Source organism: Pedobacter sp. B4419, from assembly GCF_059693725.1.
In genome coordinates this window covers 1,197,713-1,213,784 of sequence record NZ_JCASSL010000001.1, presented here as the reverse complement: position 1 = coordinate 1,213,784, position 16,072 = coordinate 1,197,713, and the positions used below count along the sequence as shown (strand labels likewise).

Sequence of the window (16,072 nt, the reverse complement as noted above, 5' to 3'; positions counted from 1 at the left end):
CTGCTGATTTTCCAGTGTGTACTTTTTAGAATGGTACGCTTTCTCTAACCGCCAGCGCTTAGCCATCAACCTGGCAAACAAATAGTTATTCACATAAAAATGAGATGATCAAAATTGATCATCTCTTTCAGTGGGGGTGGCCAGATTAGCTTCGCGGATCCCGAAAAGGGTTTTAGAAGCATCCTCAAACCCTTGATTCTCTGCATCTAAGCGCGTTTCATTGTTTTTCCCGGCGACTTCCAAGTTGACTCAATTTCAGGATTACTTCCGCTACGCTTCAGTGATCTTGGAGAGGGGTTGATACATCCTCAAGCTTTTGCTCCTCCCTCGTCGAAGTTGGCTTTGTTGTTTTTCCCGACGCCTTTCAAGCAAGCTTGAGGCTGGACCAAAACAACAAAGCCTCTTTTGCTTTCGCAAAAGAGGCTTTCGTTTGTCGGGGTGGCAGGATTCGAACCTACGACCTCCACATCCCAAATGTGGCGCGATACCGGGCTACGCTACACCCCGATTGGTATCACCTTTCTAAAGAATAAATTCTTAAGGCTGCAAAGATATAAAAATACCCAGAAAAGATTGCAACATTTTTAAAAAAATTAGCGCTTAACATTTAACCCATTGCTAATGAACCTTTTTCAAAAAATCTTAGCTTAAAATTTATAACTATAACCCAATCTAAACACTTGAGTTTCTAAATAATCAATGCTGTTATATGTAAAACCATTTCCAATAATGCTTCTTTTTGTTTTTAAGGTATTGAAAAGATCGGTTCCATTTAAAAACAGTTCGCCCTTTCCTTTTTGGATCTGTTTTTTGATTCCCATATCAACGGAGAACCTTGATCCAATTGTGCCTTGTGGAATAATATCTTTAGCCAGATAAACCCCAGAGAGCTGGATTTGGGTCTGGCCCTTCAGCTTAAACAGGTTATTCAGCTTTACGTTTCCCGATGTGATGCTTTCTTCGGCCATGTTATAAACCGTTGGCACAGGATATTTATTGGTGATGCTAAAAGCATTGATCTTATTTCTGTAAATGGCCGCACTGCTGTTAAAAGAAAACCAATTGCTCAGCTCCTGTTGCAAAACCACCTCGCCTCCGGTTTGGTAGCTTCGCCCTGCGTTTTGAAAGATATTGTAAAGAATGGTGCTGCCAGGAACCTGAGTTGCAATCCTCGTAATGGTGGCATTGATCATTTTGTGGTACAAGGAAGCATATATATTTCCCTTTTTCCAGTTCAATCGGTAGCCAAGCTCTAGGCTATTGGTAAATTGAGGGCGCAAGGTCGGGTTACCGACTTTGAGCAATTCTGGTTCATCATATTTAGGAAAAATGCGAATATCAACTTCATTTGGCCGATCTACCCTACGGTTGAAGAAAACAGATATTTTGTTGTTGTCGTTTATTTTGTAAGCCAAACGCAGGTTCGGAAACGGACGCGCGTAATCGTAGCCGTCGCTTTGGTAAGTGTTATGGTTTGGATTTACATCATACTGCACCTTTACATATTCGAACCTCAAACCTGCCTCTACTTCGAAATGATTGGTCTCCAATATATAATTGGCATAAGCAGCTGGAATAGTTTCCTTGTAATCGGCCCAACCGCCCGCATTCACATCGATGGGCGAGTTAAGTCCCGGAAAAAACTGCATATTGGTTGGAATGGTACGCCTTCTAAATTTCAATCCCATCTCTATCCTGCCTTGCCTTAAAGGCCTGATGTAATCGAGGTTAAAGTCTGCCACATGCTCATCAGAGAGCAACTTGAAGGAATCCTCTCCAGTAAAGGTAGGCATGATGTTGGTAAAGAAATACTTTTCATCTTCCCGATGCCAGGTATAATTAAAACCCGCATTCAGCAGATGACCTGGCTGCTTAAACTTATGCTGGTAACTGGCTGAGCCTGTTGCGGTATACTTGACCTCATCTTCCAAAAACTGCCAAAGTCTCGAACGTTCCGACAAATCGGCATTGAAGTAAGGAATATCGCCCCTATCCAAGATTTTCTCTCGATTAAAATAACCTGATATGGTTAGCGAATTCTGCTCATCGGGATTCCAATCTATACCGGTTTTTGCCGTGGTATAGGTGGTGGTACGGTTGCGTTTGACCTGTTGATTGATGATTGTACCATCAGCATAGGTTCTGGTGGCAAATTCGTTTCGGTTTAAGGTTTGGGTATACAACCAATCGCCCTGTACAAAAGTATTCAGCTTATTTTTGCGGTAGTTGAGCGATACAGAAGGATTGATTTTTGGGGTAGCCGTATACTGTGGCCTGATCGCCGGCAGGTTTTCTTTACGCACCCACAAAGCACCAAGACCTGTGGTTAGTCCAACTTTGCCATTGAAGCCTTCTTGCTTGTTTTTCTTGTAAATGATATTGATGATGCCGGCATTGCCGTTGGCATCGTATTTGGCTGAGGGATTATTGATAATCTCGATCCTTTCTATGGCCGAGGCCGGAATATTATCAAGGCTTGTTTGCGTGCCAAAACCCGTCATCGCATTCTGCTTGCCATCTACCAGTACCGCCACCTTATCATTGCCCCGCAGTTGGATTTTGCCGTCTTGAACCGTAACGCCTGGCAAATTCTGCATGGCCTGTAATACCGAACCTCCAGACTGTGCAATGTTATTGCTTAAGGTAAAGGTCTTTTTATCCATTTTATCTGACAACCCCTCTGCATTGCCTTGACCAACAATGGTTACCGTATTGAGGCTCTTCGTATCCTCGTCCAAAAAGATTTCGCCGAGATCTAGAAAAGCATTTAAGGTTCCTACGGTAACTTCATGTGTCTTTTTGATGTGACCAACGCTGCCAAGTTCCAAAACATAATTGCCTGCTGCCAAATCGGCCAGCTTAAAGCGTCCTTCTTCATCGCTAATGGTCCCGGTAACAAAACGCTGATCGCTTTTCGCTTTCACCACAATATTGGCGTAAGGAATAGCATTTTTTGATTTACCGTCTTTTAATAAGCCAGACAGTGTCGTCTTTATGGTTTGGGCTTGGACAATATTAACTGACAAGAAAAACAGGAAAAACAGCTTGGCACCTTTAAAATTCATCATAGTTAAGTTGGTTTGCATTTTTTGCATAGTTAAAGCACAAATCTGTTTGAAATTTGTAGTCGCCAACATTTTGTGTAAATTGATATTCGATCAGCAGCATTGAACTTATGTGGAAAATATATGCCGTCCTTTCTGCATTTTTTGCAGCGGCAACCGCCATCCTGGCCAAAATTGGAATCAAGGGCATTAATGCCAATCTGGCTACCGCCATACGCACGGTAGTTATTGTGTTTATGGCTTGGGGAATTATTTTGGCAACCGGAGAAATCAAGGGACTTAAAACCTTAACCAAGCAGAATCTGCTATTCTTGGCGCTTTCGGGAGTTGCCACTGGCCTATCGTGGATTTTCTATTTCAAGGCCTTGGCAAAAGGCGATGTAGCCAAAGTAGCTCCCGTAGACAAATTAAGTGTAGCTATTGCCCTTGGATTAGCCTTTTTGATATTGAAAGAGCCCATAGAAGCAAAAACCTTAATTGGCGCCCTACTTATTGTTTCGGGCAGTATTGTGATCCTGCTTTAAGGATTAAAAATGGTAAACAGCTGCCAATCCCTTGGCATTATCCTGGCCGTAAGGTATTACCGTAAAGTTTTGTACCGATCTACCTGTAAACAATCTTCTGATATAGGGATAAACCAGGTAAGCAATTTTGGTTGAGGCTATCCCAAAGCCTGCTCCTGCCACCACATCGCTGAACCAATGCTTGTTGTTGTACATGCGCAAGGTACCGGTTGCAGTAGCCACAAAATAGCCCGCATAGCCATACCAAGGCGAAACGTCTTTATATTCCTGATGCAGAAATTCTGCTGCTGCAAATGCGGATGCCGTATGTCCAGAGGGAAAAGAATTGAAGCCAGAATTGTCAGGCCGTTCGCGCTGCACGCCATTCTTCACAAAATGTGTAGAAAGTCCCATAATCGCCGCTGAGGTAACATAAAGCATAGAAGCATCTAACAGGTTGTGCTGTCCTTTTATTCCCGCTAGGTTCAATCCATAAACAGCCAGCGCCGGTGCAAATTGAATGTAATCATCTACATGGGCAGCGAATAGCGGATGATCTTCCTGCAATTCGTATCTGGTACTCTGGTCAAGCTCTTTTAAGGCGCCATGGTTATAAACCGCAGCAAAGCCATAACCCATTAAAACTACCGGTGCTATAAATTGTGCAGGCTTAAATTTTACGGGCTTAAGCTCTTGGCTGATGTTTTTCAAAGCAGCTTCCTGCGCCTGCATGTTGGCAAGCGAATCCTGCTGTTGGGCAAAGCAGGTGCTTGCCATGCCTAACCAGAGCAGGCCACCTGCAAAAATGTTCTTCATCATGAAAATCGACTAAGGTTTAATTGGATTGCCTTGGGCATCGAAAAGCAAGTCTTTTCCTTTAACTTCAGCCTCATAAACCACCCTACCATCTGCTTTGGTAATTTTAGCTGCTTCAGCAACTTTTTGGCCTTTCAGTTTCGCTTTTACGGCTTCAGGCAGTTCGGCAACCTCAATCTCCACTTCGGTTTCCAGCAATGTACCTGTTGCCGTGTACACCTCTGAAGTTTCTTTTCCGTTTAAGGTAAATCCGGCCTCATAATTAACTTTTTCCATTTCCCAGCTCACTTTGTTCAGGCCGGCGTGGTTTTTGGCGAATGCCATTTTTACGGCAGCAGGAATTTTAACAGCACTTACTTTTTGTGCATGACTTGCCAAAACTGCAAAGCCAAGGACTACAGATAACACAATTGCTTTTTTCATTTTCTTGATTTTCTATTAAAACTAGAACCTAATTATGTAGCAATTCTGTAGCTAAAATGAAGGAAAACTGAAGTTAGGTTTTAGGTTGAAAATCGATAGAAAAACAGTGTAGGTTTTGCTGATAGGCATACGTTATCGTGAAGCCATACAAGGTACAGAGCTGTTTGGTGATTGCCAAGCCAAGTCCCAAGCCTTCGGAAGAAGCTCCTTTGGTAAAGCGTTCGAAAAGATGTGGATCAAGTGCAATGTCTTTACCTGTATTACACACCTGCAATACATTTTGGTGCAGGGTTACCGTTACCGTACCTTGATGGTGATTGTGTCTTATGGCATTGCTAAACAGGTTGTTTATTAAAATATCAGCCAAGTATTTGCTCATTTTAACTGTACAGGAAGCAAGATCGTATTCCAATTTCAATTCGTCTTTCTCGAGCAATTCTTGAAACTGCCTGATTTTACTTTCAATCAATTCCTGCATATCAAATTCCTGCAAGTCGGGAATAAGGTTATTCTCTATTTTAGCCAGCAACAACAGCGACTGGTTGAGCCTGAACAGGCGACCAACGCCATGATAGATGTCTTCTAAAATTTCGCCTTGCTCTGCCGTAAAAGAGCCCGTTTGCAATAGGGAATCCAATTTAGAATTGATCACGGCCAGCGGAGTCATCATCTCATGCGAAGCATTATCTGCAAAGCTCTTCAGTTCGTTGTAATCGCGGCGAACACGGGCGGCCATTGCATTGGCCGATTCGTTGAGTTCCCTAAATTCGTCTATTGTAGTATCTTGACGGTTAATATGATCCATTTTGGCCAAATCATAAGTTTTCATCTGTTGCAAGATCTTATAAAATGGCTTCCACAACCTATTGAGCATTAAACGATTAACCAATACCATCACACTCAGCAACAAAACAATCACGCCGAGCGTAATCAGCACGATGATCCTTACCAGGTCTTCAGATTCTACCCTCGATTTGATGATGATGATTTCGTAGGTTTTGTTGGCAAGCTTTACCCAAGTAATCAAACTCCTGCCTGGTTCGTTTTCATGCTCGTTGGCGTTATAATAACTGGTATACTGAAAACTCCGTACCAATTGAAGCACAGGATCTATTTCTTTGAAGCGGATCTGTTGGTCGAGGTAACTGGTGGCTAAAGGCAGCTTATGGTAGGTGGCTACATACTGCCTGATTTCATCTTCTTCTACCGCCAAATCCCTGTCTAGCTTTTCTGTTAGGATAAAATGGATTACCGTATAGTAGATTACTCCGGTTATGATGAGTACCACCAACGAAGTAAACAGGTTAACACGATTGTACCTAGCCGCTAATTTCATGAAACGCCAAATTTATAGCCAATTCCGTAAATGGAGCGCAGGTAATCGGGAGAACCATTTTCCAATAGCTTTTTGCGCAGGTTTTTAACATGGGTATAAATAAAATCAAAATCATCGGCAATATCCATTTCATCGCCCCATAAATGTTCGGCCATGGCATTTTTGGTTACCACCTTGCCCTTGTTTGCCAAGAAATAGACTAACAACTCGAATTCTTTCTTGGTGAGCGTTACCAATTTGTCTGCTACCTTTACCGTCATTGCCGTAACATCTACACTGATTTCATGATAGGTAATGAGGTTATCGCCATCAAAGTTTTTGCGTCTTACAATGGCGCTCACCCTTGCTTTGAGCTCCGACAGGTGAAAAGGCTTCACCAAATAATCATCGGCACCGAGATCCAATCCTGCCAGTTTCGAATCGAGGGAATGCCTTGCCGAAATAATGAGTACGCCGTCTTTCTTTTTCAGCCTTTTGAGCTTGCCCAAAATCTCCATGCCTTCGCCATCGGGCAAGCCGAGATCTAGCAGGATGCAATCATAGCTGTAAAGGGCTATTTTTTCGGAAGCCATTTGGTAATTAGCGGCCCACTCACAGATATTGCCTTCTTCGGTAAAATAGCTGAGCATGCTATCTCGCAATGCCTTTTCATCTTCTATTACCAAAATTTTCATCTGTTTAAATATTTTTTACGGTATTCAAGAGCTCGCCAAGGCTCGGTTTAGTGTTGGTGAAGCTACCATGATTTTGAACATAAACCAGTAGTTTCATAGCTCAAATTAATCAAATTAAAAGACAATATTATAATCCTATCAATTGTTGCAGCAACTCGATGTTTCTTTCTTTTTGTGTTTGCAGCTGTTGCTGGCCAAAGCTGGTGAAATATTGGTGATTTTGGAGCATTTTTAAATTAATCGAGTTCCATTGTGCCGGCAGGTGTTTTAAGCCGATCACTTCTTCCCATTCTTGCTTGAGGGCTTGGGCATAGCCAAGGTAGTCTTTCATCGAAAAGTGATAAAAATCGGCATCACAGATTACCATTTCCATCAAATTGGATGGCTGTTGCGGAAAACGAGTGGCCAGGATACAGGCAGTAATGGCTTCCAATTGTTCGTTAGCTATGCCTTGTTTGCTTAAAAAGCCAACTGCGATCTCTGCGCTGTGCAATTCGTGATTTTGATAGTTTTCTGTATAACCGGTATCATGAAACCATGCCGCCAACAGTACCGTTTCTAATTCCTTTGCCTCCAATCCAACATGAGTACCAATTTCCATGGCGGCATTAACCACATTTTGGGTATGGGTTAAATTATGAAAATAGAGTTTTGCGCTTAGCTTTTCCTTTAGGGTTTGAGCTACAAAACTACTGACCAAGAATAGGAGCTGGTTAAAATTCATCTTCTAATAACGCACAAGATCGCAGTTAATTCTGTAGAGATTTTGAAGTATCTTAAAAATCAGGCGAACTCATTTATTTTGATGGCGATGTTAAAATCATAATTTTGACTATTCTAATATCGACCTATGAAATCAAGATTATTTATGCCAATTGCGTTGAGCTTATTGTGCAGTACTGTTTTTGCACAACAAAAAAGACCTAATATCCTCTATATCAACATAGATGACATGGGTTGGCGCGATGTAGGTTTTATGGGCTCGCGGTTTTATGAAACTCCTGTAATTGATAGCCTGGCCAAGCAAGGAATGTTTTTTACCAATGCCTATGCCTCAGCCTCTAACTGTGCCCCAAGCAGGGCCTCTCTTTTATCGGGACAATGGATGCCTAGGCATGGAGTTTATACCGTAGGCACATCGGCAAGAGGGAAAAGCAGCGACCGTAAATTGGTGCCCATTACAAATAACGAAACATTGGCACCTCGTTTTAAAACGCTTGCACAAGCCCTCAAAGAAAATGGTTACCGTACCTGTATTGCAGGCAAATGGCATTTAAGTGAAGATCCCATTCCTTATGGTTTTGAGGTAAACATAGGTGGTTCGCATGCTGGCAGTCCGAATAGCTATTATCCGCCCTATGGCAATGTAAAATTAGATGGTCCAAACAACAAATACCTAACCGATCTGATTATGGACAAGGCCATTGAATTTGTGAATGAGAGCCAAACAGATCAACCTTTTTTCCTGTATTATGCCAGCTATGCCGTACACACTCCCATTCAAAAAGTGGATAGCCTGATGTACAAATTTCAAAACAAGGCGCCATGGCAAAGTCAATCCAACCAAGCCTATGCAACCATGATCAATAATGAGGATCGAAATATCGGCAGATTGCTCCATGCCTTGAAACAAAAAGGCGTACTTGATCATACGCTCATCATTTTCACTTCTGACAACGGCGGCCTAAACCCCATTACCTATCAACAACCATTAAGGGCCGGGAAAGGAAGCTATTTTGAAGGCGGGATCAGGGTGCCCATGCTGTTCGTTTGGAAAGGAAAAATAGCTGCAGGGAAGCAGTCTGATTTGCCAATCACTAATTTAGACATGTACCCTACGTTAATAGAAATCGCGCAGGGCAAACCTAGCGTAAAGCTAGATGGGATGAACCTAAAAAATTACCTGTTGACACAAAAAACCACTCAAAAATTGATTGATCGTCCGCTGTATTGGTATTTCCCTATTTACTTGGAAGGCGGAAACAAAGAAACCAACGACCCTATTTTTCGTACAAGGCCCGGAGAAGCGGTTAGAAAAGGAGATTGGAAATTGCACCATTACTTTGAAGACAACTCGGTTCAATTGTATAACCTGAAAGACGATATAGGCGAAAAAAACAATCTCGCAAAGCAAAATCCTCAAAAAACAGCCGAACTGCTCGAACTCTTAAAAAGGCTTGACAAAGAAACAAATGCTCCCGCTGTTACTACCTTGAATAAAGCCTACAACAAAAACAATTAAGTTTTAACAATATCTTCGTCTCAATCTTGTTGAAGTATCTACATTAAATAATTGATAATTAGTCATTTATAAAAAAAAGATAAATCAACATCCATTGCCCTGTCTCCATCAAAATGGCACCACCCCTGCATTTAACTGTAACTTGATGCTGCCTATTGTATCTAATTACCGTCTATCGAGTATGCAACCCAATTAAGCATATCAACCTCTAAACCAAACAAATATGTCATCAAATCAACCTTCAACTAACCAGCTTGAAAACTTTAAGATAAACGTTAAAATCAAGCTCGCTGCCTTATGGACTGCAGTGATGTTCTGTTATGTGTATGGCGATTTTTTCTCGCTGTTTGTTCCCGGACGTATCAAGAATTTAATGGAAGGCCATTCTGGTGTGGGTACAACTACTCCCTACTCTTTATTGGCCTTTGCTGTTTTAATGACCATTCCAAGCTTGATGATTTTTCTTTCTGTAACCTTAAAACCAAAGGCAAACCGCATACTCAATCTAATTATAGGCTCCTTATTCACCCTGATCATGCTCTTGATCTTGGCTACTGCCGTAAACAAATGGATGCTTTTTTATGGCTATTTGGCCGTAGTAGAAGTGATATTGACCTTACTGGTGATTAAGCATGCCTGGGCCTGGCCTAAACAAAGCAGTTCCTCTCTTCATCCATCTACTTAAATCCTGAATGATGAACTCCATTAAAAAAACTGCTCGAATAGCCGGATTCCTATACTTGGTTGTAGTCATTACCGGTACTTTCAGCCTTGGCTATGTGCCTGCTCAATTGATTTTTTGGAATGATTCGGCAAAAACATTGCAAAGCATCTCCAATTCTACGCAATTATTTAGGCTGGGTATTGCCAGTAGCATGATCTGTTACTTGGCTTTTTTGGCCTTACCATTGGTTTTATACCAATTATTAAGATCGGTAAATGAAAAATACGCGAAGCTGATGGTTATTCTGGCCATCGTCAGTGTTCCTATCTCCCTGCTTAACCTACAACATAAATTAGACGTGCTTACTTTAACCAGTGGCGCCGACTATCTTAAAGGCCTCAGCCTACAACAGTTGCAAGAACGCGTAATGTTCTCGCTCGACAGCTATAACAACGGCCTTCAGATGGCACAGCTTTTCTGGGGACTTTGGCTATTCCCATTTGGCTATTTGGTTTACCGCTCTCAACTCTTGCCAAAGTTTTTCGGCATGCTGCTCATGCTGGGCTGCTTTGGTTATTTGATTAATGTTTTTGGCAGCACTATTTTTTCCAACTACGATAGTTTAGGCATAAAACGCTACGTTTCCATGCCAGCTAGCATTGGCGAAATAGGCACTTGTCTGTGGCTGTTGATCATGGGCGCAAGAGAAAGAAAAACATTGGCTCATTAGCTCATTGGTTGATTTGTTTATTAGAAACTGCAAATTGCCAACTGTAAACCGCCTGCCGTTAGCTTCAATTCTTTTATCTTTAGCGGTTAAACTGTGAACTAAAATATCCTGCGGATGATGGCTTCGTAGGCATCGGCATATTTTTTCATGCCCAAATCATTGGGGTGTGTCCCGTCGACTGTGTTTTCGTAATTAAAGCCGATTTCTTTAGCAGTGAGCAGGTAGATGTTCTTCACGCCTTCTTTTTGCAATTGCTTAAATGTGCTAGCCACTACCTCGCTAATGATCGCATATTTATTCACCATTGCCGTATCCAGGTTGGTACCAGGCAAACCGCAGCAATGTTCGGCCAATAGTATGGGCGTTTTGGGGTGCTTGGCCTGCAATGTACTTACTGATGTTCTGATCCGCTTTTGCACCTCTTCCCTGCTAAACCGGGCACCGAGCACCAAATTAGGCATACAATCGAGTATAAACAACTGTGCATCTATTTCATTCAGCAAGCTAATGAGTGGTTCTTCCAATTCGCCATTCCCAGAGAATCCCAAATTGATAACCGGTCTATTCAATTGTCGGTTTAACAAATTGGTCCAGGCGAGGCCTGGTCTGCTTGCGCAAGCGCCTTGCATAATCGAAGTTCCGTAAGCTACAATAGGCTTTTGCATATCGGGTGGCAAAAAAGTAAAAGCTGATCGTGCATTGGCTCCAATCTGCATCCAGCTTACGCTATTGTACAAAGGCAGATAAAGTCTAAAGGTCTTTTCTTGTACACCAGTTAGGTTCGTATAACGATATTCTATGGTATCGCCAAATTTGTATTTGGCACTCGACCATTGCCATTGGCCTTTTTCGTCTTGGGCATACAAATCTACCCCGCTAACACCTGTAGCTGGCATATGAGGCATGGCTTGGTTGCCTTTTACCTTATACCGCACTACAATGGTGCTTGCACTCGTTTTAAAATCGAGATAAAGACCGGCACTGTTTTGTGCCAATTTCCATACGGCAGGGCGAACCATTTGCTCGGCTTTTTGGGGCAAGCGATCATAAGGATTGGCCATGTTGCTTTGCCAGCCCCTACCACCTACGCCTTGAGCAGTTGCCGGATCATACCATTGAAGTGTCTGCGCTTTTACAGAGATCAGCACCAGCATCAAGAGCAAAGTGCAATAGAGGTTTTTGAGTTTATTCATAGGAATTGATTCTTGTTGGTATAGAATCAAAAATAGGAATAGGTACGATATAATGTGTAAAAATCCATAAGTGTATCGATCATTTTATAAGGCACAAGAAATGGGAATTAGTTAATCTATCTCTTCCCAGCCTCCATTTTGCGGATCGTATTTTACAAACTCGCCAGTATCGGTAAATTCTGAAGCCGTCATCCCTATTTCAAAAATAGCATCTTGGTTCCAAGCAGTTTGCCAATATAGCCCTCTATCGGTAAGCATCGCACTAACGGAATCATTGTCTTCAAAGCGATATTGAGTGTTGTCAGATTCTGTTCGAACAACCACGTAGTTATATGACAATAGGCGCTCGTGCAGTTCTTGCTTTTGTTCGGCTGTAAAAGGTTCCAGGTTAGATTCATCATCAAAGAAATCCTCGTTCTCCGATTGTTTTTCTTTGTCCATGGTTTCTTTGCGGTAAAGTTGTACGTCGTAGCTCATGATGTTAAGATTTGAGGTGATTCATTTCATTAATGAGGCTAAGCAAGGATGGAGCCAAAAACCAATGTTATCCAAATATAAGATTTGCAAGGACTAATCGAAAGCCTCAAGTACCCGGCAATTAAATCTAAAGCAAATGGAGACCGGCTATTTTTGATATTCACACAAGACAGCCTATCTTCGTAACGATACAAGACAAGCATCTATTAATGCCGAAATATACAAAAGAAGAATTGGAAGTTGCCTTACTGGTTGTGGATCAAACCATCAGCAAATGCGAGGGTATGCTGCCGAAATTTGCAATAAACACCGCTCAACATACCCTCCTTAAAAACAGGATCAACGCCATGTATATTTCTAAATCGCTGCTAGAGAATGAAAATGTTTTAGGCTCCTATACCAAACTGGCGTTGACAGCCGCCTTAAAACCTATTGCTTCGATTATCATCAAATGCGAAAAGGCGATAGTTAAATATGAAGAAGGCACTTATCACCACGCACGCCTGAAAAATATCATCAAAGCCATGGCTATTTCAAAATCATTAGTGGAAGCTTCCAATCCTTAATATCGACTACTTTAAACGCATAGCGATTGCTGTCTGCTACAGCAGCTTACTTTAAAAAACCATCTAGGTAACCTAATATTGTTTTGGTCTGCATCATCAAGCTTACATGTCCCTGCGATGGGACGATAGCTAGTTGAGATTTTGGCATTGCCCCGAAATCAGCACATACAGCACCCCCCAATAGCTGATAGGTTTTGATTAATTCAATTTTATCGAGGCCATCATTATCACCCGATATAATTAATACTGGCGCAGCAATTTTTGAAATATTCGAGTAGCCGAAGTCAAATGGCGTACCAGCGAAAGCAATCATTTGTTCAAGGAACTTTGTCCATTTGGTTTTGTCAGGCGCCACTGCTTCGTACCCTGCTTGCATTGGGCTATTCGCAAACAATTCAGGCTTCATCCCTTTAAATGCATTGTTTATTTCGGGCATCCAGCCAGTACTTTTATAAGTAGAAGAAATGATAACTAGTTTTTTTATTCGTTTAGGACTCTGTATGGCAAACTGGTAAGCCACAGCACCACCAAAACTATACCCCACTACATCTGCGCTGTCAATTTTCAGGTAGTCCATTACCCCTTCTACATCGCTTGCTAAAGTAGCATGCGCTAATTTCCTGTCCGAAAACGGCGTATGTCCATGCCCCTGCAATTCAATGGCAATTACCTTTCTTGTTTTTGACAGTTCAGGGATCAATTGCCCCCAGTTCATTTCAATTGTCATAAAAGCACCGTGCAGCAAAATGAGAGGCCTACCCTCACCATATACCTCGTAATAAACTTTAGTGTCTTTCACAGGTACGTAGCCACTGTTAGAAGGCTTAAGTTGTTGTCCGTTTGACTGAGCTACTGTAGACATAATAATTGCAATGAGTAGTATTAATTTAATAAACTTATTTGTTTTGAATAAATTTTTCATATTGTTATTTAATTTGAGTTTGAATTTGGTTAACCATACAAAGATGCAAGCCATTTCAGGTTTCGGTATGGTGCAACAACGACAACTTAGGGGATGGATTCTGCCAAAATATGTTTAACAACTAAAATCTGCCCGCGCTAATTTTTTGGACAATGGCTACATTTCTTAAGAGAAAAAATAATTAAATTGCCTTTTATAAAAATTAACTACTTGTTGTTCAGCACACATATTTGCCACCACAAAAAAATAAGGTTATTCTATTTTAATTTATTGTACTGTTTTCTTATGTTTGCAATCCCTTTACAAGAAAGGGTATAAAGATACCGATCGGGGTGTAGCGTAGCCCGGTATCGCGCCACATTTGGGATGTGGAGGTCGTAGGTTCGAATCCTGCCACCCCGACAAACGAAAGCCTCTTTTGCGAAAGCAGAAGGGGCTTATTTGTTTTAAGCCAATTCCAAGCTTCGCTTGAAGGGCCAAATAAGTATTTTCGACCACAGGGAGAAAATAGGCTTGAGCTTGAATCCATCCCCATCAAGGATCACCGAGCGCAGTGAAGGCAATCCTGCCACCCCGACAAACAAAAGCCTCTTTTGCAATGCAAAGAGGCTTTCGTCTTTTAAATCACTTCTTAGGAGCCTGATCCGTATATCTACTATCGCTAATCCTTAATTTAATATCTTTCGGAAACCAGGTTTCGTGCAAAGGATATACATTGTTTCGGAGTGCCGTTTGCTCAAACAGTACCTTCAGTTCTGCTAATTTTGCCGGGTATTTCTTAGCCAGGTTTTCTTGCTCGTTAAAATCTGTATTCATATTGTACAGTTCCCAAACATCGTTCTGAACTGGTGTACCCAAACTGTGCAATGCCGTAGCTTTCCAGCCATCTTTATACACGGCTCTTGAAGCCCCTGTTTCATAATACTGCACGGTATGGCGGTCTTTCGCATCCGCATTATTCAGGCTATAGGCAAAACTGATCCCATCAATAGGCGATTGAGCATAACCGTTAATGCTTTTCGGCACTACAGCTTTGCTGAGTTCCACTATGGTAGGCCAAATATCGATCAGGTGTACATACTGTTTGCGAATGCCTGAATGTTGCACATATTTAGGCGCGAAAAAGATCATGGGATTATGTGTTCCGCCTTCTGCATTGGCATCGGCCTTCCAAAGCCTGAATGGTGTATTGCTAGCTTGAGTCCAACCCAAAGGGATATCGCCTTTAAAATCTTTACGCCCAATTTTATCGATATTGTTTAAAGCTGCCTTTGCACGCTCTTCCCTACTAGCTTTTTCCATCCCTTCAGGTTCGCCGGGGATGTCTTCCGTGTATTTCGTAGCACCATTATCGCCAATAATAACCAATACAATTGTATTATCGAGTTGACCAATACTGCCAATAAATTCGATGATACGGCCAATTTCATGATCGGTTTGCGACAAAAAGCCCGCATGGGCTTCCATCGCCCTTGCCGCTACCTTCTTTTCGGCCACAGAAAGCGTTTCCCAAGCCATGATGCGTTCATGCCGAGGCGGTAATTTAGTAGTTGCAGGCACCAATCCCATTGCTTGTTGCTTGGCCAAAACCACTTCCCGATATTTATCCCAACCTATATCAAATTTGCCTTTATAGCGGTCTATCCATTGTTTGTCAACCTGCATAGGCGAATGCAAGGCACCCGGCGTGAGGTATAGAAAAAATGGTTTGTTTGGGGCAGCCTGTTTTTGGTTTTTGATATAGGCGATCGACTTATCGGCCAAATAAGTATTCAAGTGCTTGCCCAAAGCGGTATCTATAGGCGCACTAGTTATGCCTTCCCACAAAACGGGATAATATTGATCGGTAGCCGATTCATGAAAGCCATAGAAGCGATCAAATCCTCGGCCGGTTGGCCAGCGGTTAAAAGGACCGGCAGCCGCACGCTCAAGCACGGGTGTTAAATGCCACTTGCCTACCGCGAAAGTATTGTAGCCGTTTTCACGCAAGATTTCGGCCAAGGTTGCTTTTTCAAAAGGCATATAGGCATCATAGCCCGGGGCATCAAAAGCTGTTTCGGTAAAATGCCCCATATGCACGTTATGATGGTTACGCCCAGTTAACAAGGCCGCACGTGAAGGCGCACAAAGACCAGTAGTGTGAAAGTTGGTGTATTTAAGACCATTTTTGGCCAATTGATCAAACACTGGAGTTTCGGCCAAGCCGCCAAATGTAGCTGCTGTGCTAAAACCCACATCATCAAGCATAATCAGCACAACGTTTGGTGCCCCCTGAGGCACTTTTGGCGCATAGGTTGTGCGGTATAGCTTAGAAACGGTATCCATTTTTAATGGATCCTGGTTATACTTTTTCTCTGGACTATGTTGAGCCCAACAGGCGGTAGACTGCAAACCGATAGCCAAAAAGCACATCCACAAAATTGCATTGAAGTTTCCTTGTTTCATCACCTTAAGTTAAGAA

General features: G+C 42.2%; 15 protein-coding genes and 2 tRNA genes. 6 read left to right on the top strand and 11 right to left on the bottom strand.

Going from position 1 to position 16,072, the window contains the following annotated elements; translation table 11 throughout:
• Positions 1–433: 433 nt before the first annotated feature.
• Together AC570H_RS04915 and AC570H_RS04910 are read right to left on the bottom strand one after the other, a co-directional pair.
• Positions 434–507 (bottom strand) — tRNA-Pro (locus tag AC570H_RS04915).
• A gap of 140 nt (positions 508–647) precedes the next feature.
• Entirely contained in the window at positions 648–3,068 is a 2,421-nt protein-coding gene (locus AC570H_RS04910; protein WP_497352296.1) for a TonB-dependent receptor, read from the bottom strand.
• A 107-nt stretch (positions 3,069–3,175) separates the two neighbouring features.
• Between AC570H_RS04910 and AC570H_RS04905 the strand changes: the two genes are divergently transcribed.
• Positions 3,176–3,589 carry an EamA family transporter gene (locus tag AC570H_RS04905; protein WP_497352294.1) on the top strand — a complete coding sequence of 138 codons (414 nt, stop codon included), beginning with the start codon at positions 3,176–3,178 and terminating at the stop codon, positions 3,587–3,589.
• 3 nt (positions 3,590–3,592) lie between these two features.
• Here AC570H_RS04905 and AC570H_RS04900 read toward each other — a convergent pair whose 3' ends face one another.
• The 5 genes from AC570H_RS04900 to AC570H_RS04880 all read right to left on the bottom strand — a co-directional run bounded on the left by AC570H_RS04900 (position 3,593) and on the right by AC570H_RS04880 (position 7,541).
• Positions 3,593–4,387 carry a phosphatase PAP2 family protein gene (locus tag AC570H_RS04900; protein WP_497352292.1) on the bottom strand — a complete coding sequence of 265 codons (795 nt, stop codon included), beginning with the start codon at positions 4,385–4,387 and terminating at the stop codon, positions 3,593–3,595.
• A 9-nt stretch (positions 4,388–4,396) separates the two neighbouring features.
• Positions 4,397–4,807 carry a hypothetical protein gene (locus AC570H_RS04895; RefSeq protein WP_497352290.1) on the bottom strand — a complete coding sequence of 137 codons (411 nt, stop codon included), beginning with the start codon at positions 4,805–4,807 and terminating at the stop codon, positions 4,397–4,399.
• A 73-nt stretch (positions 4,808–4,880) separates the two neighbouring features.
• Positions 4,881–6,143, bottom strand: coding sequence for a sensor histidine kinase (locus tag AC570H_RS04890; protein ID WP_497352288.1), 1,263 nt, complete (start codon positions 6,141–6,143; stop codon positions 4,881–4,883).
• Positions 6,140–6,817 carry a response regulator transcription factor gene (locus AC570H_RS04885; RefSeq protein WP_497352286.1) on the bottom strand — a complete coding sequence of 226 codons (678 nt, stop codon included), beginning with the start codon at positions 6,815–6,817 and terminating at the stop codon, positions 6,140–6,142. Before AC570H_RS04885 ends, AC570H_RS04890 begins: the two co-directional genes overlap by 4 nt.
• A gap of 127 nt (positions 6,818–6,944) precedes the next feature.
• The gene (locus AC570H_RS04880; protein ID WP_497352284.1) at positions 6,945–7,541 is read right to left on the bottom strand and encodes an HD domain-containing protein; all 597 of its coding nucleotides are present in this window, start codon (positions 7,539–7,541) and stop codon (positions 6,945–6,947) included.
• Between the two features lie 126 nt (positions 7,542–7,667).
• On the opposite strand from AC570H_RS04880, the gene AC570H_RS04875 reads away from it, so the two are divergent.
• The 3 genes from AC570H_RS04875 to AC570H_RS04865 all read left to right on the top strand — a co-directional run bounded on the left by AC570H_RS04875 (position 7,668) and on the right by AC570H_RS04865 (position 10,453).
• Complete coding sequence (locus AC570H_RS04875) at positions 7,668–9,059, top strand: sulfatase (RefSeq protein ID WP_497352282.1); 1,392 nt, start codon at positions 7,668–7,670, stop codon at positions 9,057–9,059.
• Positions 9,060–9,282: 223 nt separating this feature from the next.
• Positions 9,283–9,744 carry a DUF6326 family protein gene (locus AC570H_RS04870; RefSeq protein ID WP_497352280.1) on the top strand — a complete coding sequence of 154 codons (462 nt, stop codon included), beginning with the start codon at positions 9,283–9,285 and terminating at the stop codon, positions 9,742–9,744.
• Between the two features lie 7 nt (positions 9,745–9,751).
• A complete protein-coding gene (locus AC570H_RS04865) occupies positions 9,752–10,453 on the top strand; it encodes a DUF4386 domain-containing protein (protein ID WP_497352278.1) in 702 nt (233 codons plus the stop codon).
• 98 nt (positions 10,454–10,551) lie between these two features.
• On the opposite strand, the gene AC570H_RS04860 is transcribed toward AC570H_RS04865, so the two are convergent.
• Both AC570H_RS04860 and AC570H_RS04855 read right to left on the bottom strand, forming a co-directional pair.
• A complete protein-coding gene (locus AC570H_RS04860) occupies positions 10,552–11,646 on the bottom strand; it encodes an SGNH/GDSL hydrolase family protein (protein ID WP_497352276.1) in 1,095 nt (364 codons plus the stop codon).
• A gap of 111 nt (positions 11,647–11,757) precedes the next feature.
• Positions 11,758–12,123 (bottom strand): hypothetical protein, encoded by a 366-nt coding sequence (locus AC570H_RS04855; RefSeq protein ID WP_497352274.1) that lies wholly within the window; start codon positions 12,121–12,123, stop codon positions 11,758–11,760.
• 209 nt (positions 12,124–12,332) lie between these two features.
• Here AC570H_RS04855 and AC570H_RS04850 point away from each other — a divergent pair, with 209 nt between their 5' ends.
• A complete protein-coding gene (locus tag AC570H_RS04850) occupies positions 12,333–12,689 on the top strand; it encodes a hypothetical protein (protein WP_497352272.1) in 357 nt (118 codons plus the stop codon).
• 46 nt (positions 12,690–12,735) lie between these two features.
• On the opposite strand, the gene AC570H_RS04845 is transcribed toward AC570H_RS04850, so the two are convergent.
• Positions 12,736–13,611 (bottom strand): alpha/beta fold hydrolase, encoded by an 876-nt coding sequence (locus AC570H_RS04845; RefSeq protein WP_497352270.1) that lies wholly within the window; start codon positions 13,609–13,611, stop codon positions 12,736–12,738.
• A 328-nt stretch (positions 13,612–13,939) separates the two neighbouring features.
• On the opposite strand from AC570H_RS04845, the gene AC570H_RS04840 reads away from it, so the two are divergent.
• A tRNA-Pro gene (locus tag AC570H_RS04840) sits at positions 13,940–14,013 on the top strand.
• Positions 14,014–14,235: 222 nt separating this feature from the next.
• Here AC570H_RS04840 and AC570H_RS04835 read toward each other — a convergent pair.
• On the bottom strand, positions 14,236–16,056 hold the full coding sequence (locus AC570H_RS04835) for an arylsulfatase (protein ID WP_497352268.1): 1,821 nt from the start codon (positions 16,054–16,056) through the stop codon (positions 14,236–14,238).
• Positions 16,057–16,072: the final 16 nt, after the last annotated feature.